This window comes from Streptomyces sp. NPDC088915, assembly GCF_044749825.1.
GTDB lineage: Bacteria > Actinomycetota > Actinomycetes > Streptomycetales > Streptomycetaceae > Streptomyces.
The window spans coordinates 1-19,358 of the sequence record NZ_JBIVIR010000032.1; the positions used below are offsets into that span (position 1 = coordinate 1).

The following is a 19,358-nucleotide window of genomic DNA, read 5'->3' on the forward strand; positions in this document are numbered from 1 at the left end:
CCTCCGGGCTTTTCCCTTCGGTCTTGCGTTTCCGACTCTATCAGATCTTTCCGATCCGATTTCCTCGGTGCTTTCCGGTCCCTTTCGCTTTCGCTCCGGGCCCTTCCGGCGGTTCCGACTTTATCAGATTCATTTCGGCCGACCTAATCGGTGGCTTTCGTGATTCGGATAAGAATCGGGGTGACTCCGGGGAATCGAAATTCCCGACCGGAGTGAGTCAGACTTTACTTGGTTGCTGCCGAGCTGTCCAGCTCCAGGCAACTGTTCAAATCTACCTCCCCGCAATCGCCGTGTCAACAGCTTTTGCGGGCACCGGAGGAGACTAGCAGCTCAGCAGGGGCGTGCGCACATCAGGCCGCGGTGGGGAGCTCGGCGCTGCGGTCGGGCTCTTCGAGGTCGCCCCGGTCGCCGGCGCGGGAGGCGCGGCCGCCGAGGACGTAGACGTACGCGAGGAATGCCAGTTCGGCGGCGATGCCGAGGGTGATGCGGGCCCAGGTCGGCAGGCCGGAGGGGGTGACGAAGCCTTCGATCAGGCCCGAGACGAAGAGGACCAGGGCCAGGCCGATGGCCATGCCGACGGCCGCGCGGCCCCGTTCCGCGAGGGCCGCGCGGCGGGTGGTCGGGCCCGGTTCGACGACGGTCCAGCCGAGGCGGAGGCCGGTGCCGGCGGCCACGAAGACGGCGGTCAGTTCGAGCAGACCGTGCGGAAGGATCAGGCCCAGGAACACGTCGAGGCGGCCGGCGGAGGTCATCAGGCCGACACCGACGCCGAGGTTCAGCATGTTCAGGAAGAGGATCCAGAGGACCGGGATCCCCAGGAAGGCGCCCAGCACCAGGCACATGGCGGCGGCCTGGGCGTTGTTCGTCCAGACCTGGGCGGCGAAGGAGGCCGCCGGGTGGCTGGAGTAGTACGTCTCGTACTGGCCGCCGGGGCGGGTCATCTCGCGGAGTTCGGCGGGGGCGCCGATCGAGGCCTGGACCTCCGGGTGCGTACCGATCCACCAGCCGATGAGGACCGCGAGCAGGGTGGAGAGGACGGCGGTGGGGATCCACCAGTGGCGGGAGCGGTACACGGCCGCCGGGAAGCCGGCCGTGAGGAAGCGGGCCGCGTCGCGCCACGAGGAGCGGCGGGTGCCGGTCACGGTGGCGCGGGCGCGGGCCACGAGCTGGGTGAGCCGGGCCGTGAGCATGGGGTCCGGGGTGCTGGACTGCACGATCGACAGGTGGGTGGCCGCGCGCTGGTACAGGGCGACGAGTTCGTCCGCCTCGGCGCCCGTGAGCTTCCCGCCCCGGCGCAGGAGGTGGTCGAGGCGTTCCCACTCCGCGCGGTGGGCGGTGACGTAGACGTCGAGGTCCATGATCGGCTGCTGCTCCAGGACTGGCTGCGGACGGGTCCGTACTACTGCGGCGCGCTGGGGGTCAGCTTGGCAGACTGGCGTTCGGAGGGGTCGGGAAGGCCGCAGAAGGGTGGGTGGGTGCCGTGAGTGGTGTGGTGACGGGCGATGCCGTCGTACTGGGGTTGCAGCCCGCGCGGCTGCCGAGCCGGGCGCTCGCCGTGCTCGTCGATCTGGCCGTGGTGTGGGCCGTGTACCTGTTGGTCATGGTCGGGCTCGCGGTCGCCACGGCCTCGCTGGACGAGGCGGCGGTGACGGCCGTCTCCGTCGCGGCCTTCCTGCTGGTCCTCGTGGGGGCGCCGATCGCCGTGGAGACGCTGTCCCACGGGCGGTCGCTCGGGAAGATGGCCTGTGGTCTGCGGGTCGTACGGGACGACGGCGGGCCGATCCGGTTCCGGCACGCGCTGGTGCGGGGGGCCATGGGGGTCGTGGAGATCCTGATGACCTTCGGCGTCGTCGCCTGTGTCGCTTCGCTGGTGTCCGAGCGCGGGCGGCGGCTCGGCGACGTGTTCGCGGGGACGCTGGTCGTACGGGAGCGGATGCCCGCGGCGCGGGTCCGGCCCGTTCCTCCGCCTCCGCCGTGGCTGGTGGGGCGGTTCGCCGGGCTCGACCTCTCGGCGGTGCCGGAGGCGCTGTGGCTGGAGATACGCCAGTACCTCACGCGCGCGCGTGAACTGGACCCGGCCGTGGGGCGGCGGCTCGCCGAGCGTCTGGCCGACGAGCTGGTGAGGCGGACGGGGACGCCGCCGCCCGCCGGGGTGCCGGCGGAGGCGTATCTGGCGGGTGTGGTGGGCGAGCGGCAGGCGCGGGACGCGCGGCGGGCGTTCACGGAGACCGGAGCCGGGGCGGGGACCGGAGCAGGGACGGGGGCGGGAGCCGGGAGCGGGTTCGGGGTCGGGGTCGGTGGGGTCGTCGCCGGTCCGGGCGGGGCGGTTCCTCCCCTCGCGCCTCAGGCCGTCCTTCCGGTCGTTCCTCCGGTGGGTACTCCCCCGGGCTCCGAGTCCTCCCGTGAGGCCGGGCCGTCCGCCACCGGGTTCGCTCCGCCCGCCTGACGTCCGGTGGCCAGGCCTCCGGTCAGGAGAAGACCGAGGGCGGGGTGTCGAGGTCCTCGAGTTCGATGCCGGGGGCCGCGAGGACCACGTCCCCGGCGATGTGGACGGTGTGGCGTTCGCCCGTGTCCAGGGCGCTGACCTGGTACTCGTCCACCGTCAGGGGGCCGTTGTCAGTGGGGTGCGCTTCACTTCTCAGCAGGGCCCAGGACTGGTCGACCGTGAGGGGGGCGAGCACCGGGTCCGTGAAGGCGACGAGCCTGACACGGGTCTCGGGGGAATCGGGGGTGAGACGCAGGAGTCGCGTGAGGGCGACGAGGAAGGCCGGGGAGCTGCCGGTGAAGGCGTGGGCGCGCACATTGCCTTCGGTGGCCTCGGCTCCGGTGGGGTCCGTGCGGACCCAGGTGACGCCGTCGAGGGCCGCGCCGCGGACCTGCCAGCCGGCGGCGTGCAGTTCGAGGCGGATGGGGCGGCCCAGTTCGTCGACGGCCAGGTCGACGGAGCCCCGGTGATCACCGGAGGGGGTGGTGGTCTGCGCGACGTAGCGCCAGCCGGAGGGGCCCGGCGCGCAGTGGAAGTGTTCTTCGCCGAGGGGGGTGTGATCGTGCGGGTCATGGAGCGAATAACGGCCGCGGGGCATGGGTCCTCGGGTGGCTTCCAGGAGCTGTAGCAGGGGGCGGGACGGGGCAGGCCCCCCGACACGGGGGTGCGGGGGGCCTGCCTGGTTCCGCTACGGATGTCTTCCGCTACGGATGTCTTCCACTACGGGTGTCTCCGCTACGGGTGTCCCCGTTGCGGATGTCTTCCGCGGGCCTTCTCCGCGGAGCCGTCAGCGGCGGGGTCCGTCAGTAGCGGTAGTGGTCCGGCTTGTACGGGCCCTCGACCTCGACGCCGATGTAGGAGGCCTGCTCCGGACGCAGGGTCGTCAGCTTCACGCCCAGCGCCTCCAGGTGGAGACGGGCGACCTTCTCGTCCAGGTGCTTGGGCAGGACGTAGACGTCGGTCGGGTACTCCTGCGGCTTGGTGAACAGCTCGATCTGGGCCAGCGTCTGGTCCGCGAAGGAGTTCGACATCACGAAGGAGGGGTGACCGGTCGCGTTGCCGAGGTTCAGCAGACGGCCCTCGGACAGCACGATGAGGACCTTGCCGTCGGGGAACGTCCAGGTGTGGACCTGCGGCTTGACCTCGTCCTTGACGATGCCCGGGGTCTGCGCCAGGCCGGCCATGTCGATCTCGTTGTCGAAGTGGCCGATGTTGCCGACGATGGCCTGGTGCTTCATCCGGGCCATGTCACCGGCCATGATGATGTCCTTGTTGCCGGTCGTGGTGATGAAGATGTCGGCCGTCTCGACGACCTCGTCCAGGGTCGTGACCTGGTAGCCGTCCATCGCCGCCTGGAGGGCGCAGATCGGGTCGATCTCGGTGACGATGACGCGGGCGCCCTGGCCGCGCAGGGACTCGGCGCAGCCCTTGCCGACGTCGCCGTAGCCGCAGACGACGGCGGTCTTGCCGCCGATGAGGACGTCGGTGGCGCGGTTGATGCCGTCGATCAGGGAGTGGCGGCAGCCGTACTTGTTGTCGAACTTCGACTTCGTCACCGCGTCGTTCACGTTGATCGCCGGGAACAGCAGCGTGCCGTCCCGGTGCATCTCGTACAGGCGGTGGACGCCCGTCGTGGTCTCCTCGGTCACGCCGCGGATCTCGGACGCGAGCTGGGTCCACTTCTGCGGGTTCTCGCCGAGGGTGCGGTTGAGGAGGCGCAGGATGTGGGCGTACTCCTCGCTGTCCGCGGTGGCCGGGTCCGGCGCGGAGCCGGCCTTCTCGAACTCGACGCCCTTGTGGACGAGGAGGGTGGCGTCACCGCCGTCGTCCAGGATCATGTTCGGGCCGCCGGTGGGCGAGTTCGGCCAGGTGAGGGCCTGCTCCGTGCACCACCAGTACTCCTCCAGGGTCTCGCCCTTCCACGCGAAGACCGGGACGCCCTGGGGGTTCTCGGGGGTGCCGTTCGGGCCGACGGCGATGGCCGCGGCGGCGTGGTCCTGGGTGGAGAAGATGTTGCAGGAGGCCCAGCGGACCTCGGCGCCGAGGGCGACCAGGGTCTCGATGAGGACGGCGGTCTGCACGGTCATGTGCAGGGAGCCGGTGACGCGGGCGCCGGCGAGGGGCTGCTGCTCGGCGTACTCGCGGCGGATCGACATCAGGCCGGGCATCTCGTGCTCGGCGAGGGTGATCTCCTTGCGGCCGAAGACGGCCAGGGAGAGGTCGGCGACCTTGAAGTCCTGGTGGGCTGCGGTCGTCATGACGGGGCTGCTCCTCATGGGTCGGGTACGAGGGTCGTTCGGGCGCAGGGCACCACGGGGGTGGTCCTGGGCACACGAATGCCCGGACTTCCATGGTGCCGTCGTCGGAGGCCCTCTCTCCCTCGGCCGGTCCTCCGGACCGCCCGACCGCCATCAGCAGCGACGTCTGGCTGGTCACGAATCTACACCGATCGGCCCTGCGGGCCACAGTCCGCATTGAGCCCCGGCAGGTCTCCGGGGCGGTCCGAGCGTCCCGGGGCCGCTCCCGGGGCGCGGGCCGGACGCACCGGGCCCCCGGTCCGTACGTACGGGAGGGCGTACGCGGTCCGGGGGCCCGGCCGGGTGGCCTCGGTGGCCGGATACCACCGTCGGGGGAGGGGAGGACGGGTCAGTGGCCCGGGCCGCCCGGGGTCGCGGCCGGGTCGGGGCCCGCCGCGGCCTCCTTCTCGCTGTAGATGTCGGGCTCCAGGTAGATGACCCGGGCGATCGGAACGGCGGCGCGGATGCGCTCCTCGGCGGCGTTGATGGCCTGCGCGACCTCGGTGGCGGTGTCGTCGTGCTCGACGGCGATCTTGGCGGCGACGAGGAGCTCCTCGGGGCCGAGGTGGAGCGTGCGCATGTGGATGAGGCGGGTGACGGTCCTGCCGTCGACGACGGCCGCCTCGATCCTCTTGACCTCGTCGGTGCCGGCGGCCTCGCCCAGGAGCAGCGACTTGGTCTCGGCGGCGAGGACGAGGGCGATCAGGATGAGCAGGACGCCGATGCAGAGGGTGCCGATGCCGTCCCAGACGCCGTTGCCGGTGAGGAGGGCGAGGCCGACGCCGCCGAGGGCCAGGACGAGGCCGACGAGGGCGCCGAGGTCCTCCAGGAGGACGACGGGGAGCTCGGGGGCCTTGGCGCGGCGGACGAACTCCTTCCAGGAGAGGTTGCCGCGGAGCGGGTTCGACTCCTTGATGGCGGTGCGGAAGGAGAAGGACTCGGCGATGATCGCGAAGACGAGGACGCCGACCGGCCAGTACCAGGCCTCGATCTCGTGCGGGTCGTGGATCTTCTCGTATCCCTCGTAGATGGCGAACATGCCGCCGACGGAGAAGAGCACGATGGAGACGAGGAAGGCGTAGATGTACCGCTCGCGGCCGTAGCCGAAGGGGTGCTGCGGGGTGGCCTCGCGCTGGGCCTTCTTGCCGCCGACGAGCAGCAGGCCCTGGTTGCCGGAGTCGGCGAGCGAGTGGACGCTCTCCGCGAGCATCGAGGACGAACCACTGAAGAGGAACGCCACGAACTTGGCTGCGGCGATCGCGAGGTTCGCGGCGAGCGCCGCCACGATCGCCTTGGTTCCGCCTGACGCGCTCATGGGTGTACGGGTTCCCTTCGTCGGTGCTCCGGCTCGGTCGCCGCGGCTCGGCCGGTCATTGTCGCATCAGGCCGCCACGGTGGCGCGGAAGACCGTACCCGCTCCCGTCAGTTGGATGCGCTCGCCCGCCGGTACGAAGACGGATTCGCCGGGGGCGAGGGCGAGGTCGCCCGCCGTCGGGCGGCCCGCGACGGCCAGCAGGATCTGGGGGGTGGGGGCGGTGAGGTCGGTGGGGGCGGCGCCCTCCGCCCGTACGAAGCGGGAGAGGCGGAACTCGTCGGTCGGGGTGTCGTAGACCTCCTCGCCCGACGGGGAGGCCTCGGGGCGCAGGACGGCCGGGTCGGCCGGGTCGAAGCGGACGACCCGGAGGAGTTCGGGGACGTCGACGTGCTTGGGGGTGAGGCCGCAGCGCAGGACGTTGTCGGAGTTGGCCATGATCTCGACGCCGAGGCCGTCGAGGTAGGCGTGCGGGACGCCCGCGCCGAGGTAGAGCGCCTCGCCGGCTTGGAGCCGTACGTGGTGCAGGAGCATGGCGGCGACGACGCCGGGGTCGCTCGGGTAGTGGTGGGCGAGGCGCGCGTACGGGGCGTGGGCGCCGCCGAGGCGGTCGGCGGCGGCGGTGGCCTCGGCGACGGTGTGCGCCATCTCCTCGGGGTCGGCGGTGAGCAGGGCCGTCAGGACCTCGCGGAGCGCGGCCTCCTCGGGGTGGGCGTGCAGCAGGTCCACGTACGGCTTGAGGGAGTCGACGCCGAGGGCGGCGATCAGGTCGGCGGCGTCGGCGGGGGTGCGGAAGCCGCAGAACCCCTCGAAGGGGGTGAGGGCGCAGATCAGCTCGGGCTTGTGGTTGGCGTCCTTGTAGGTGCGGTGCGGGGCGTCGATCGGGATGCCCGCGGCCTCCTCGGCGGCGAATCCGGAGCGCGCCTGGTCGAGGTCGGGGTGGACCTGGAGGGAGAGGGGGGCGCCGGCGGCGAGGACCTTGAAGAGGAAGGGGAGGTGCGGGCCGAACCTCTCGACGGTCCGCTCGCCCAGTTCGCGTACGGGGTCGGCGGCGATCAGCTCGTTCAGCGGACCGCGCCCGGTGCGGGAGGGGGCACCGGGGTGGGCGCCCATCCACATCTCGGCCTGCGGCTCGCCGGTGGGGGCGGTGCCCAGGAGTTCCGGGATGGCCGTCGTGGATCCCCAGGCGTAGGGGCGGACGGTGTTGACGAGGCGGTCCATGGGGCCTGCCAGCTCCTCGGGTGGGTGACGGATGTGCGGGTGTCGGGGGACACGGGAGACAGATGACAGGGGGTGGATGACGGGCGGGTGACGGGGTGGTGGACGGTACGGGGTGGGGCCGCGCGGCCGGGGCGCGGTGCGGTTTCGCGGGCCGGGGTCCGGGGCCCCGGGGCCCCGGGGCCGGGGTTCGGGGCCTGGGGTTCGGGACTCCGGCGTGATTTCGCGGTCCGGGGTGCGGTTTCGCGGTCCCGCGGGCCGGTGGATGCGGGCTCGGGCCCTACGGGGCCGGGGTGCCCCGGGTGGCCAGGGCCAGGTAGACGGCCGCGAAGTCGGTCACGGCGAGGAGTTCCGCGAGCGTCTCCAGGTCGTCGCCCTCCTCCGGCTCCAGTTCGCTGACGGCGGTCTCGTGGCCGAGGGCCAGTTCCCGGGCGGCGGGGGCGGCGCTGAGGCCGCCGGCCGGCCGGTCGCGGAGCAGGACCACGCGGGCGCGCAGGGCCTGCGGCTCGTCGACCCGGTCGCGGAAGAAGTCGTCGGGGTCGGCGCCCGCCGCGTAGTCGCCGGCGAGCAGGACGCCGTGGGCGGGCAGGGCCTCGGGGAGTTCGGCGGCGAGGGCGGGCAGTCCGGCGAGCTCCGCCAGTACGGCGGCGAAGCGGCGGCCGGCCGGGCCCGCGGCGCTGCCCTCGGTCCAGATGAGCGGGAGCGAGTCCGCCAGCTCGGCGGCGAGCGTCTTCGCCGGATTGTCGTACGTGGCGATGGCGGGGCCGCAGCGTTCGGCCGTGCGGTCGAGGCGGTCGGCGACCTTCTCCAGGGCCTCCGGCGGTGCCTCCAGGAGGCCGACGCGGTCGAGGAGGGCGAGCAGCGGGGTGAACAGGGCCCAGAGGGCGCCGGGACCGGCCGCGATGTTCTCGCCGTACTCGCCGTGCTCGTCGGGGGTCTCGTTCGGGGCGACGGCCATCGGGACGAACAGTCCGTGGGAGCCGCTGACCGCCTCCGCGAGCGGGGAGCCCTGGGGGGCGACGGCGACGACCGTGACGCCCCGGCGGTACGCCTGCTCGGCCAGGAGCGCGAGGCCCGGTTCGGAGCCGTCGGTGGTGGGGAGCAGGAGCAGGTCCACCGAGCCGGCCCAGCCGGGCAGCGCCCAGCGCAGGGCTCCGGCGGCGGGGGCCACGCCGGTGGGGCGGAGGTGTGCGACGGGGGCGGAGGCTCCGGCGAGGGCGCCGATCAGGTCGGCGACGCCGGTGGCGGCGGTGCCGGGGCCCGCGACGAGGACGGCGCGGGGGCGGCCCTCGGGGCGGAGGTCCGCGATGCCGGCGTCGACGGCGTGGCGGGCGGCGGTCCGTACCCGCGCGCCTGCTTCGGCGGCGCCGCGGAGGAGGCCGCGGCGGTCGGCCAGGGCGAGGTCGTCCGGGGAGTCGAGGAGGGTCTCGTCGAGCATCTGGTGCCTCCCGGGGTGAGCGGGTTCGGTGGGGGCCCCTCGGGCGGGGGCGGAACGGGGCGGTGGGCGGCGGGCCGGTGCCGTGCGGGTCCCGGGGTACGCCCGGAACCCGGCCCGGCTTCCGCCCGTACGACCCGTATCAGCCGGGTCCGCGGAAGGGCGGGGCCTCCCGTGAGGGGTACCCCGGGTGGTACCCGCCGTCGGCGTCCGCCGCTCGTGGTGGCCCCGGGTGGTCCCGGTCCCGTCGGCGGCCGTCGTCCTCGGGCCGGTTACGCGGGGCGGCGGGCCTCGTCCGTGAGGAGGACCGGGATGCCGTCGCGGACCGGGTAGGCGAGGCCGCAGTCGGTGCCCGTGCAGACCAGCTCGGGGTTCTCGTCCGCCGTGCGGTCGTTCAGCGGAGCGTGGCACGCGGGGCAGGCCAGGATCTCCAGGAGGCCGGCTTCGAGCGGCATGGGGTGGTCCCTTCGGACGAACTGCGGGCGAACGGTGGTGGTGCCCTCGGGACCGGGCCTTCGGATCGGCCTTCGGGCCAGGTCAGCCTACCGCCGGGGAACGGGGGGCGCCCCGTTCCCCGGCGGTGGGGCGGAGGGTCAGTCCGTCGCCCGGACCAGGGCGAGGACCTCGTCGCGGATCCGGGCCGCCGTGGCCTCGTCGCGGGCCTCGACGTTGAGGCGGAGGAGCGGCTCGGTGTTGGAGGCGCGGAGGTTGAACCACCAGTCGGCGGCGGTCACGGTGAGGCCGTCGAGCTCGTCGAGGGTGATCCCGTCCTCGCCCTCGTACGCCGCCCGGACGCGGGCCGTGCTGGCGGCCTGATCGGTGACGGTGGAGTTGATCTCGCCGGAGGAGGCGTAGCGGTCGTAGGCGGCGACCAGCTCCGAGAGGGTGCCCTCCTGGCCGCCGAGGGCCGCGAGGACGTGGAGCGCGGCGAGCATGCCGGTGTCCGCGTTCCAGAAGTCCCGGAAGTAGTAGTGGGCCGAGTGCTCGCCGCCGAAGATCGCGCCGGTCTTCGCCATCTCCTCCTTGATGAAGGAGTGGCCGACGCGGGTGCGGACGGCCTCGCCGCCCTGCTCGCGGACGACCTCGGGCACGGACCAGGAGGTGATCAGGTTGTGGATGATCGTTCCGCCGGGGTGCTTGGCGAGTTCGCGGGCGGCGACGAGGGCCGTGATCGCGGAGGGGGAGACCGGCTCGCCGCGCTCGTCGACGACGAAGCAGCGGTCGGCGTCGCCGTCGAAGGCGAGGCCGATGTCGGCGCCCTCCTCGCGGACGCGGGCCTGGAGGTCGACGATGTTCTTCGGGTCGAGCGGGTTGGCCTCGTGGTTCGGGAAGGTGCCGTCCAGCTCGAAGTACATCGGGACGGTGTCGAGCGGGAGGCCCTCGAAGACGGTGGGGACGGTGTGGCCGCCCATGCCGTTGCCCGCGTCGACGACGACCTTGAGCGGGCGGATGCCGGTGAGGTCGACGAGGCCCTTGAGGTGGGCGGCGTAGTCCTGGAGGGTGTCGCGCTCGGTGACGGTGCCGGGCGTGGCGGCGGCCTCGGGGGCGCCCTTCGCGGACCACTCCTCGGCGAGGGCGCGGATGTCGGCGAGGCCGGTGTCCTGGCCGACGGGGGCGGCTCCGGCGCGGCACATCTTGATGCCGTTGTACTGGGCCGGGTTGTGGGAGGCGGTGAACATCGCGCCGGGCAGACCGAGGCTGCCGGAGGCGAAGTAGAGCTGGTCGGTCGAGCAGAGCCCGATGAGGGTGACGTCGGCGCCGAGGCGGGCCGCGCCGCGCGCGAAGGCGCCCGCGAGGCCGGGCGACGAGGGGCGCATGTCGTGGCCGACGACGATCGCGTCCGCGTCCGTCACCCGGACGAAGGCGGCGCCGAAGAGCTCGGCGAGCGTCTCGTCCCACTGGTCGGGTACCACTCCGCGGATGTCGTACGCCTTCACGATCTGCGACAGATCGGCAGTCACGGATCCACCCTCCTGAGTTCTGGGCACGCGTGTGCGGCGCGTGTACGGAACGCCAAAACTACCCGGAGTGGGGCGGAGGGATGCGGACGGTGGCCGATTGCGCCTGGTTGTCGGCCCGTGTCGGCGCGCGGGGCTCCGGCGGCGGGCTCGGGCGGCGGCTCAGTTGTCGGGGGAACGGAGCACCCGGAGGTGTCCGCGGCGCCCGACCTCCATGGGGTCGCCGCCACGGCCTCCGCCGCCCTTGCCGCCGGCTCCGGCCGCGCGCTCCTGGGGACGGGCCGCCTCCCGTACCGCGTTGGCCAGGGCTTCGAGGTCGTCGCCGCTGGGGCGGCTGGGGGCGGATCCGTCGGAGAGCCGCACGACCTCCCAGCCGCGCGGGGCGGTGAGGCGCTCGCTGTGCTCGGCGCACAGGTCGTAGCAGTGGGGCTCGGCGTAGGTGGCGAGCGGGCCGAGGACCGCAGTCGAGTCGGCATAGACGTACGTCAGTGTCGCGACGGCAGGGCGGCCGCACGCGGTGCGCGAACAGCGACGTACAGGGCTCACGACGTTGGACGGTACCGCACTCTTGAGCGGGCCGCGACGACTCTCCCTCAGGTCACTCCACCGTGTCGCGGTGCGAGCCCCTCCCCTCCCGGGTGCGGGGCGGCCGTTCCGACCTGCGGGGAAGGGAGGGCGGGGGTCCGGGGGCAGGTGGAGATTCGGACAGTCAGGGAGAGGAATCCGGTCAATCGGGGCCAGATGGCCGATCGTGACGGACCGCCGAATCGGGCGTGCGGTTGGCCGGAACGTTCAGGTTTCGACAGGAGGGACGGGGAGGGGACGGTGACGCGCCGGGCGCGGTCCGGGCGTGTCGGGGAAGGTGGCGAAGACACGCCACGGTGCGGCGGACCGATGGGGGTTACGCTGCGTCGGTGATGGACAGTCCTGTGCCGCCGAGCCCCTCGCACCGTCCCGCGGAGCCCCCGGCGGAGCCCCGGGTCCGCCGCCGCGACCGGCACGGCCGCGGGATGCGGGGTCCCGTCGCGCCGCCGCAGGTGCCGCTCTCCGCGAGCCGGGCCGACACCTTCCGCGATCTGGTCCTCGACTCGGTGGAGCGGCTCGAACGGCGCTGGCCGCAACTGGCCGACGTCGAGTTCATGGTCCTGGAGGTGCCGCCGCCCGTACCGGGCGAGACGGTGCCGCTGGGCGGTTCGGTCTCGGCGGAGAAGGGCGAGCCCGCCCGGGTGGTCGTCTACCGGCGGCCGGTCGAGATCCGCTCGAAGAGCCGGGACGAGCGGGCGCTCCTGGTCCACGAGGTGGTCGTGGAGCAGGTCGCCGAGCTCCTCGGGCTCTCCCCCGAGTCGGTCGACCCCCGGTACGGGCAGGACTGAGCCGGGCGGGGCCGGACGCCGTACGGCCTCCGGACCCGGTCTCGTCCCTGAGGGGCCCGGTCTCGTCCCTGAGGGCCCGGTCTCGTCCTGAGGGGCCCGGTCACGTCCCTGAGAGGCCCGGTCTCGTCCTGAGGGGCCCGGGTCAGTCCAGTACTCCCAGGTCCTGGTGGGCCGACGGGACCTCGACCGTGCCCCGGTCGTCGGTGAGGGTCTGGACGGTGAACATCGGGACGCCGTCCTGCGGCAGGGCGAGCGTCCGCGCCGCGTGCACCGTGCCGCCGGAGACCGGCTCGACGGTCAGCGCGTAGGAGCCCTTGAGTCCCTGGGGGGCGAGGTCGGTGAGGGCCGTCGTGGTGCCCGCCTTGACCGTGACCGTCTTCGACACCGGTGTGCCCGCCCCGGAGCCGGCCGAGGCCGTGACCCTGACCTGCGCGTCGGCGTCGGGGGCGGTCAGGGAGAGCGTCGAGGCCCCGGCGCGGTTGTCGGCGACCGTCGCGCGGGCGGAGATCGCCCCCGCCGCCGGGATGAAGGCGATCTCGCTCTTGTCGCCCTTGCCCCGGACCACCTGGAGGGCGGCCACGACCGGGACGGGACGCTTCGGGTCCTCCGGGGCGAGGTACAGGGAGGCCGCCGAGCCGCGGGTGAGGTCCGGCAGGTCGATGGAGGTCGTCATCCCGGACTTCACGTGCAGGGTGTCGGCGCCCGCCGGGACGATCGCGCCGCTCGTGGTGGACAGCTTGACCTTCAGGTCGGCGTCGTCCTCGCCGGGGGCCATGACCACGAGCCGCACCGAGGTGGCGTCGGCCGGGATGCCGGGGAGCACGACGCTGCCCGACGGGTCGGCCGAGGCCGAGATCCAGTCGCTGCCGAGCTTCTCGTCGGCGACGCCGAGGGCCGCGCCGACGCGCCCGCTGCGGGTGGTGACGTGGACGGTGACGTCCCGCTGGGCGGCCTCGTGGGTGAGGGTGGAGAGGAGGACCGGGACCGTGGAGTGGGCGGGGACCGGGATGCCCTCGGTGAACTGGGACTTGAGGACGCCCTCGGGGCCGTACAGCGCGATGTCGGCGACGGCGGCCGTGTCGTCCGGGTTGGTGAGGTGGACGTAGTCGTGGCGGGCCTTGGCGGTGGAGGCCGCCGGGAACCAGAAGTCGGTGTCGGGGGCGCCGCAGGTGAGACCGAGGAGGCCGCGCGAGCCGCCCGCCGGGACGACGGTGGTCTGCTGGACGGTCCAGCCGGGGGCGAGGGTGCCGGTGGCCGAGCCGGTGAGGGCGGGCGCGGTCGCGCCGTTCGCCTCGGCGGTGACGGGCTTGCCGGGGGCCGTGACGGTGGCGGGGGCCTTGGGCGCGGCGGGCTTCTTGCCGTCCTTGCCGGTGCCGCCGTCGGCGGTCGCGCCCGCGGCGGGCTTCAGGAGGGCCGTGGGCCGCTCGGCCTTGCCGGCCCCGGGGGCCCCGGCGTCTCCCGCGGCCTTGCCGGCCTCCGTGCCCGTCGGGGTGTACGAGGTGTAGACGGTCTCGGCCACCTCGGAGGAGCTCGGGGCCGGGCAGGCCAGGCCGACGCGCTCGACCGGCAGCCGGGTGGTGGCCCTGGCCGCCTCGGGGGCGGCGGTGCCGTCGGGGGCGGTGAGGGCGGCGAAGCCGGTGACGGCGGCGAGGGCCGTGGCGCCCGCGATCAGGGAGAGGGTCGTGCGCTTCACTGGTTGCTGCTCCCGTCGGGACGCTGCTCGGTCTCGTGGCCCCGGGGGTGCCCGTAGCCGTAGCCGTACGGGTCGTACTGCTGCGGGTCGTACCCCTGCTGCTGCGGGTCGTGGCCCTGTCCGCCGTACTGCTGCTGGTCGTAGCCCTGCTGCTCGTAGCCCTGCGGGTCGTACTGCCGCTGGTCGTAGCCCTGCTGGGGGTACGCGTACGGCTGCTGCTGGTACGGGTCGGCCGCGTACTCCTGGTAGGAGTCCTGGTCGGCGTGGGGCTGCTGGTCCTGGGCGTGGTCCGGGGCCGGGGCCGGGGCGTAGGCGGGGTCGTACGCGCCGTCCCACTCCCCCTCCCGGTCCCCGGGCTCGTGGGTCTGCTGCTCCGGGATCGGGAGCGGCTCGTGCTCCGGCGCGTCGGCGGGCGTCTGCTCCGCGGCCTCCGCCTCGGCGGCGGCGCGCAGGCGGCGGGCGCGGCGGCCGTCGCCCTCGGCGGCCTGGGCGGGGATCGCGAGCTCCTCCTCGGGCAGGTCGTCGTCGATCTCGCGGCGGCGGCCGGGCAGGGCGAGGACGAGCAGGACGACGCCGAGGGCGACCTGGGTCCAGATCCACGCGGTGTGGGTGAGCGGCTCGTCGTACGTGACGTCGAGGCGGCCTCCCTGGGCGGGGAGCTCGAAGCCCTGGGCCCAGCCGTCGACGGTGGTCCTGGTCAGCGCCTTGCCGTCGAGGGTGGCGGTCCACCCCTCGTCGGCGCGGTCGGCGAGGCGCAGGACGCGGCCGGCGGAACCCGCGGGGATCCCGGTGTGCACCTCGACGGGACCGGCGGCGACGGCCTTGGCGTCCGTCTCTTCCTTGGCGTCCGTCTCCTGCTCGGCGTCGGCTCCGGCTCCGGCGGCGGGCGGGGTGATCATGACGCGGGCGATCTCGCGGTCCACGCGCCACAGGGCGCTGCCGTCGATCTGGCTGAGGCGGCTGAGGCCGGGGGTGGCGTCGAGGACGCGGCTCATCTGGCGCGGGGCGCCGTCCCGTACGAGGACGTAGCGGATCGCGTAGCCGCTGAGCTGCTCGGTCTGGTCGGCGCCGGAGCCGGCGACGAGGAGGGCGACGACCCGGTCGAGGTGCGGGTCGCCCGCGGCGGTCTCGGTGAGTTCGGCGTCGCCGAGGCGGGCGCCGGAGCCGCGGACCAGGGTGTAGGCGACCCGGCCGGGGTCGGAGCCGCCCAGGACGAGGGTGCGGGGCTGGTCGCGGGTGGTGCTCTCCTCGGCGACGAAGGCCGGGACCTGGACCGGGTCGCGGCGGGTCAGCGGGCCGTCGGCGCCGCCGATCATCCAGCCGGCGGCGGCGACGGCGGGACCGGCGGCGCAGGCGAGGGCGATCAGGGCGGCGACGGGCTGGCGCCAGCCGAAGCCGTGGGCGGCGACGCGGGTGCGTCCGCCCTCGGCGCCGATCATGCCGGCGGCGATGAGGGCGGCGCCGTAGACGAGGGTGGCGGGTCCGGCCCAGCCGGTGCCGCCCGCGCCGTTGGTCAGGACGGCGAAGAGGAGGCCGGCGAGGGCGGCGGCCCAGGCGGCGTGGACGGCGAGCCGGCGCTCCCCGCGCAGCAGTCCGGCGAGTCCGGCGAGGACGAGGCCGATCAGGAGGAGGCCGCCGGTGGTGCCGGGCCCGCCGGGTCCGGCACCGAGCAGGTCGAGCGCGGTGGCGGTGCCGGTGCGGACGTCGACGCCGGCCTCGCGCAGGAAGGCGGAGGGGTCGGTCAGGAGGGTGAGCGACCAGGGGGCGAGGACGAGCAGGGGGGTGCCGACGGCGGCGAGGAAGCGGAGCCCGTACGCGGTGATGTCGGAGCGGCGGACGGCGAGGACGCCGAGGCCGAGGAGGACGGCGAGGGGCCAGACGACCGGGGTGAACGCGGTCGTGAGGGTGAGCAGGAGGGCGTACGCCCAGGTGGCGCGCCAGCTGCCCCGGTCGGGCCGGTTGAAGCCGTGGGCGGCGACGGCGGCGCGGCCGATCAGCGGGAGCAGGATCGCGAGGACGGCGGTGCCGAGGCGGCCGGCGGCGAGGGCGCCGGTGGCGGCGGGCAGGAAGGCGTACGCGACGGCGCCCCAGGCGCGCAGCAGCCGGGACTCGACGATGCCCCGGGAGGCGAAGTACGCGGTGAAGCCGGCGAGCGGGACCGAGCAGACGAGCAGCAGGGTCAGCGCGGTGGAGGTGGAGCCGAGGAACAGCGCGGAGAGCGCGGCCAGGACGGCGAGGTAGGGCGGGGCGGACTGGGTGCCGCCGGTGCCGAGGGGGTGCCAGGTGTCGGCGTACCGGGACCAGAGTCCGGAGACGGTGTCGGGGGCGGGCAGCAGGGCGCCGCCGGCCAGGGAGCCGCCGGAGAAGAGGTTGCGGCAGGCGACGAGGGAGACGACGAGGAGGAGGGCGAAGAGGACCGGGCCGGGCCTGCGGGCGATCTTCTTGAGCCGGGCGAACTGCTCGATCTCCAGGTAGTCGGCGTCGTCGCCGCCGGGTCCGGACTCGGCGACGCCGTGGCGGGAGCCGCCGGAGTCGGCCTCGTTGCCGCCGAAGTTGGCGGCGAGCTGTTCGGCGGCGGCGCGGACGGTGGCGCCGGGCGGCGGGAAGAGCGGGCGGAGTTCGCCCGCGGCGACGGCGGGGTTCTTGCGCCGCTTGCGGGCGGCGAGGATCTTCTCGGGCCGCAGCAGGGTGGCGAGGAGGCCCATGACCTCGTCGACGGCCTGTCCGGGGACCTTGCCGACGAGGTAGGCGAGGGTGCGGAGCAGGGTGCTGAGGACGAGCCGCGCGAAGACGTACGGGAGGGCGGCGCCGCGGGTGTTGGCCAGGAGCGCGTAGACGGCTCCGGCCTTGTCGACGCGGTGCGGGTTGGCCGCCGTGCGGCCGGCGCAGTCGACGGTGCGGCGCTCGCGGGCGGCGGCCTCGGCGTGCCGCAGGACGGCGTCGGGGGCGACGAGGACGCGGTGTCCGGCGGCGTGGGCGCGCCAGCACAGGTCGACGTCGTCGCGCATGAGGGGCAGGCGCCGGTCGAAGCCGCCGAGCTCCTCGAAGACGTCGCGGCGGACCAGCATGCCGGCGGTGGAGACGGAGAGGACGGAGCGGACCTGGTCGTGCTGGCCCTGGTCCTGCTCGCGGCGGTCGAGGCCGGTCCAGCGGCGCCCGCTGCGGGCGATGGAGACGCCGACCTCCAGGAGCTGCTTCCGGTCGTACCAGCCGCGCAGCTTGGGGCCGACGACGGCGGCGTACGCGTCGGAGTCGGCGACGCGCAGGAGTTCGGCGAGGGCGCCGGGCTCGGGCGCGCAGTCGTCGTGGAGGAGCCAGAGCCACTGGACCGGTTCGCCGTGCGGGAGTTCGGGGAGGTCGTAGGCCTCGTCGTTCCAGGTGCGGCTGACGGGGTCCCAGCCGCTGGGGCGCTTCAGGTAGGGCAGGTCCTCGGGTCCGAGCACGGGCGCGGTGCGCGCGGCCTCCTCGACGGCGGCGCCGAATCCGGTGCGGCGCGCGAGGTGCAGGACGCGGTCGGCGCCGACGGCGTCGGCGACGAGCTGTGCGGAGTCGTCGGCGCTGCCGGTGTCGGCCGCGACCACGTTCTGCACGGGGCGTTCCTGGGCGAGCAGGCCGGCCAGGGCGTCGGGCAGCCAGCGGGCGCCGTCGTGGGTGACGAGCACGGCGGTGACGACGTGTCGCGGGAACTCAGGAGTTGAGGACATCGAGCTACGGGCCCTCCGGCCGGGGGTCGCCCGCGGGGGGCGTGGGGAGCGTCTCGGACGGAGGCCCACACTAACGGCTGTGCGCGGAGCGGTCCGCCGCCCTGTGGACAGAGCTCCCGGGCCCCTGTGGACAGAGGGGACGGAACGGTCGCGGTCGCGGTCGCGGGGAGGAGGCGGGTCGGGACGCGCCGGATGGGCGGGAGGCGCCGGATACGCGAAACGGTCCGCCGTCCGTGCTCGGGTGCACGGGGGGCGGACCGTTCGGGACGAGCTGGTGCGCGCGTTTCCGCGCGGTCCCGGTGGACGCGTCCCGGCTCGGGGGTCCGGACGCGGTCGGGTGCCGGCGGTTCGGGCGGCCGCTCGGGCTGCTTTTCGGACAGCGGCGGTTCAGACGGCGGCCTTCTTCAGGCGGCGTCGCTCGCGCTCCGAGAGGCCGCCCCAGATGCCGAAGCGCTCGTCGTTCTGCAAGGCGTATTCGAGGCATTCGGAACGTACCTCGCAGGCGAGGCAGACCTTTTTGGCCTCGCGGGTCGAGCCGCCCTTCTCGGGGAAGAAGGACTCGGGATCGGTCTGGGCGCACAGCGCGCGCTCCTGCCAGCCGAGTTCCTCGTCCGCGTCCTCGACCAGCAGTTCCTGGAACAACTCGGTCATGTGCGCCCCTCGTCTGTTCTGTGCGTCCCCGTGGAGTTGCCGTACGAACACGGCCGAACGACACGAGTGAAATTACAAGTTCGTGCTCTGTGCGAGTCAAGCTGAGATCTGCTATTGGGCCCCGTATTCACTCTGCGGAACCAAGCGTATGCGGTAAGTGTTCAAATCACCAAAAACCGTCACACAGGGTACCGATGCGACCGTGCGGCGCGGCCTCCACGGGGAAGGACGACCGGGGCGTGGATCTTGTTGCGATCCAGCCACGGAAGCGATCCGGATCACAGTCGGGTCACGAGCCGCCCCCTGTCCGGACCGACACGCGCGCACCGCCGCGTTCGCGGGCACGGTCGATGCGCCATCTCTCCTGGTCCGCGCATGAGCAAACCTTTCTCCAGAGAGAGCAACCGGATGAGGTGAAACATTACCGCCAAATCGGGCATCGAGTTGACAGTCGGGTGCCCCTCCGGCCACCTTTGGTGGCATGCCAGCGACCGCAGCGCCCTCCGCGACCCACGCCCGTGGGTTCCGCCGCGCTGTCCAGGCGCGCTGTTGCTGTTGCTGTCCCAGCTGTTGATGCCGCAGAGCTCCAGCTTTTCCTCCCAGCACCCCGGTTTTCCCCCGGCGTCACCCGCGCCTCCCGTGTCACCGCTCTTCCCGTGACCCCCCACCGCTTCTGTTTCTGCTGAGGAACCACCCCACCCCATGAACATGGACAGCGACCTCCAGATCGCCGGCGACATCATGGAGGTCCCCCACCTCCTCCAGCCCGAGCGCGTCCACCCCGTGACCGTGGCCGACTTCGTCGGTCTCGCGCGCTCGATCGCCGAGGACCGCTCCCAGTGGGCCCCGCACGTCGAGTACGACGCCACCACCCGCTGGTACCACCGCCTGCGCACCGGGCCCGGCTACGAGGTCTGGCTGCTCTCCTGGGTGCCCGGACAGGGCAGCGGGCTCCACGACCACGGCGTCTCCTCCGGCGTCCTCACCGTCCTGGAGGGCGAGTTGACGGAGCGTACGGACCGGGGCGTGCGGACGCTCGCCGGCGGCGCGCAGCGCGTGTTCGCCCCCGGGTACGTCCACGAGGTCGTCAACGACTCCCTGGAGCCGGCCGTCAGCCTGCACGTCTACTTCCCGGGCCTGACCGAGATGCCCATGCACGAGTCGCTCCGCGCGCAGTGCGCCCCGGCGGTCCCCGCCCCGGACGCGCCGGGAGTGATCGTCGCCTGACACAC

15 protein-coding genes are annotated in these 19,358 nt (G+C 73.8%); 3 read left to right on the plus strand and 12 right to left on the minus strand.

Going from position 1 to position 19,358, the window contains the following annotated elements; translation table 11 throughout:
* Positions 1-350: 350 nt before the first annotated feature.
* The gene (locus ACIP5O_RS35585) at positions 351-1,358 is read right to left on the minus strand and encodes a stage II sporulation protein M (protein ID WP_401301602.1); all 1,008 of its coding nucleotides are present in this window, start codon (positions 1,356-1,358) and stop codon (positions 351-353) included.
* A 122-nt stretch (positions 1,359-1,480) separates the two neighbouring features.
* Here ACIP5O_RS35585 and ACIP5O_RS35590 point away from each other — a divergent pair, with 122 nt between their 5' ends.
* Positions 1,481-2,446: an RDD family protein gene (locus tag ACIP5O_RS35590; protein ID WP_401301604.1), complete on the plus strand. Its 966-nt coding sequence runs from the start codon at positions 1,481-1,483 to the stop codon at positions 2,444-2,446.
* Positions 2,447-2,468: 22 nt separating this feature from the next.
* On the opposite strand, the gene ACIP5O_RS35595 is transcribed toward ACIP5O_RS35590, so the two are convergent.
* From ACIP5O_RS35595 to ACIP5O_RS35630, 8 genes are all read right to left on the minus strand, one after another.
* Positions 2,469-3,083 carry a hypothetical protein gene (locus tag ACIP5O_RS35595; RefSeq protein ID WP_401301607.1) on the minus strand — a complete coding sequence of 205 codons (615 nt, stop codon included), beginning with the start codon at positions 3,081-3,083 and terminating at the stop codon, positions 2,469-2,471.
* Between the two features lie 205 nt (positions 3,084-3,288).
* Positions 3,289-4,743 carry an adenosylhomocysteinase gene (gene ahcY, locus ACIP5O_RS35600; RefSeq protein WP_356549137.1) on the minus strand — a complete coding sequence of 485 codons (1,455 nt, stop codon included), beginning with the start codon at positions 4,741-4,743 and terminating at the stop codon, positions 3,289-3,291.
* A gap of 388 nt (positions 4,744-5,131) precedes the next feature.
* Positions 5,132-6,097, minus strand: coding sequence for a cation diffusion facilitator family transporter (locus ACIP5O_RS35605; RefSeq protein ID WP_401301610.1), 966 nt, complete (start codon positions 6,095-6,097; stop codon positions 5,132-5,134).
* A gap of 66 nt (positions 6,098-6,163) precedes the next feature.
* A complete protein-coding gene (manA, locus tag ACIP5O_RS35610; protein ID WP_401301613.1) occupies positions 6,164-7,315 on the minus strand; it encodes a mannose-6-phosphate isomerase, class I in 1,152 nt (383 codons plus the stop codon).
* Between the two features lie 277 nt (positions 7,316-7,592).
* Positions 7,593-8,750, minus strand: coding sequence for an SIS domain-containing protein (locus ACIP5O_RS35615; RefSeq protein ID WP_401301616.1), 1,158 nt, complete (start codon positions 8,748-8,750; stop codon positions 7,593-7,595).
* Positions 8,751-9,019: 269 nt separating this feature from the next.
* Positions 9,020-9,202, minus strand: a complete 183-nt coding sequence (locus tag ACIP5O_RS35620; RefSeq protein ID WP_345288511.1) for a Trm112 family protein — start codon at positions 9,200-9,202, stop codon at positions 9,020-9,022.
* A 138-nt stretch (positions 9,203-9,340) separates the two neighbouring features.
* On the minus strand, positions 9,341-10,708 hold the full coding sequence (locus ACIP5O_RS35625; protein WP_401301620.1) for a phosphomannomutase/phosphoglucomutase: 1,368 nt from the start codon (positions 10,706-10,708) through the stop codon (positions 9,341-9,343).
* A gap of 159 nt (positions 10,709-10,867) precedes the next feature.
* Positions 10,868-11,302 (minus strand): DUF3499 domain-containing protein, encoded by a 435-nt coding sequence (locus tag ACIP5O_RS35630; RefSeq protein ID WP_078490031.1) that lies wholly within the window; start codon positions 11,300-11,302, stop codon positions 10,868-10,870.
* A gap of 320 nt (positions 11,303-11,622) precedes the next feature.
* On the opposite strand from ACIP5O_RS35630, the gene ACIP5O_RS35635 reads away from it, so the two are divergent.
* Positions 11,623-12,078: a metallopeptidase family protein gene (locus ACIP5O_RS35635; protein WP_356549140.1), complete on the plus strand. Its 456-nt coding sequence runs from the start codon at positions 11,623-11,625 to the stop codon at positions 12,076-12,078.
* Positions 12,079-12,220: 142 nt separating this feature from the next.
* Here the strand turns inward: ACIP5O_RS35635 and ACIP5O_RS35640 are convergent, their stop codons facing one another.
* The 3 genes from ACIP5O_RS35640 to ACIP5O_RS35650 all read right to left on the minus strand — a co-directional run bounded on the left by ACIP5O_RS35640 (position 12,221) and on the right by ACIP5O_RS35650 (position 18,126).
* Positions 12,221-13,771, minus strand: a complete 1,551-nt coding sequence (locus ACIP5O_RS35640; protein WP_401301623.1) for a DUF5719 family protein — start codon at positions 13,769-13,771, stop codon at positions 12,221-12,223.
* Positions 13,768-17,475 (minus strand): glycosyltransferase family 2 protein, encoded by a 3,708-nt coding sequence (locus tag ACIP5O_RS35645; protein ID WP_401301626.1) that lies wholly within the window; start codon positions 17,473-17,475, stop codon positions 13,768-13,770. The genes ACIP5O_RS35640 and ACIP5O_RS35645 overlap by 4 nt, the downstream gene beginning before the upstream one ends.
* Positions 17,476-17,862: 387 nt before the next feature.
* Positions 17,863-18,126 carry a WhiB family transcriptional regulator gene (locus tag ACIP5O_RS35650; protein ID WP_015033978.1) on the minus strand — a complete coding sequence of 88 codons (264 nt, stop codon included), beginning with the start codon at positions 18,124-18,126 and terminating at the stop codon, positions 17,863-17,865.
* A 702-nt stretch (positions 18,127-18,828) separates the two neighbouring features.
* Between ACIP5O_RS35650 and ACIP5O_RS35655 the strand changes: the two genes are divergently transcribed.
* A complete protein-coding gene (locus ACIP5O_RS35655; protein WP_401301629.1) occupies positions 18,829-19,353 on the plus strand; it encodes a cupin domain-containing protein in 525 nt (174 codons plus the stop codon).
* Positions 19,354-19,358: the final 5 nt, after the last annotated feature.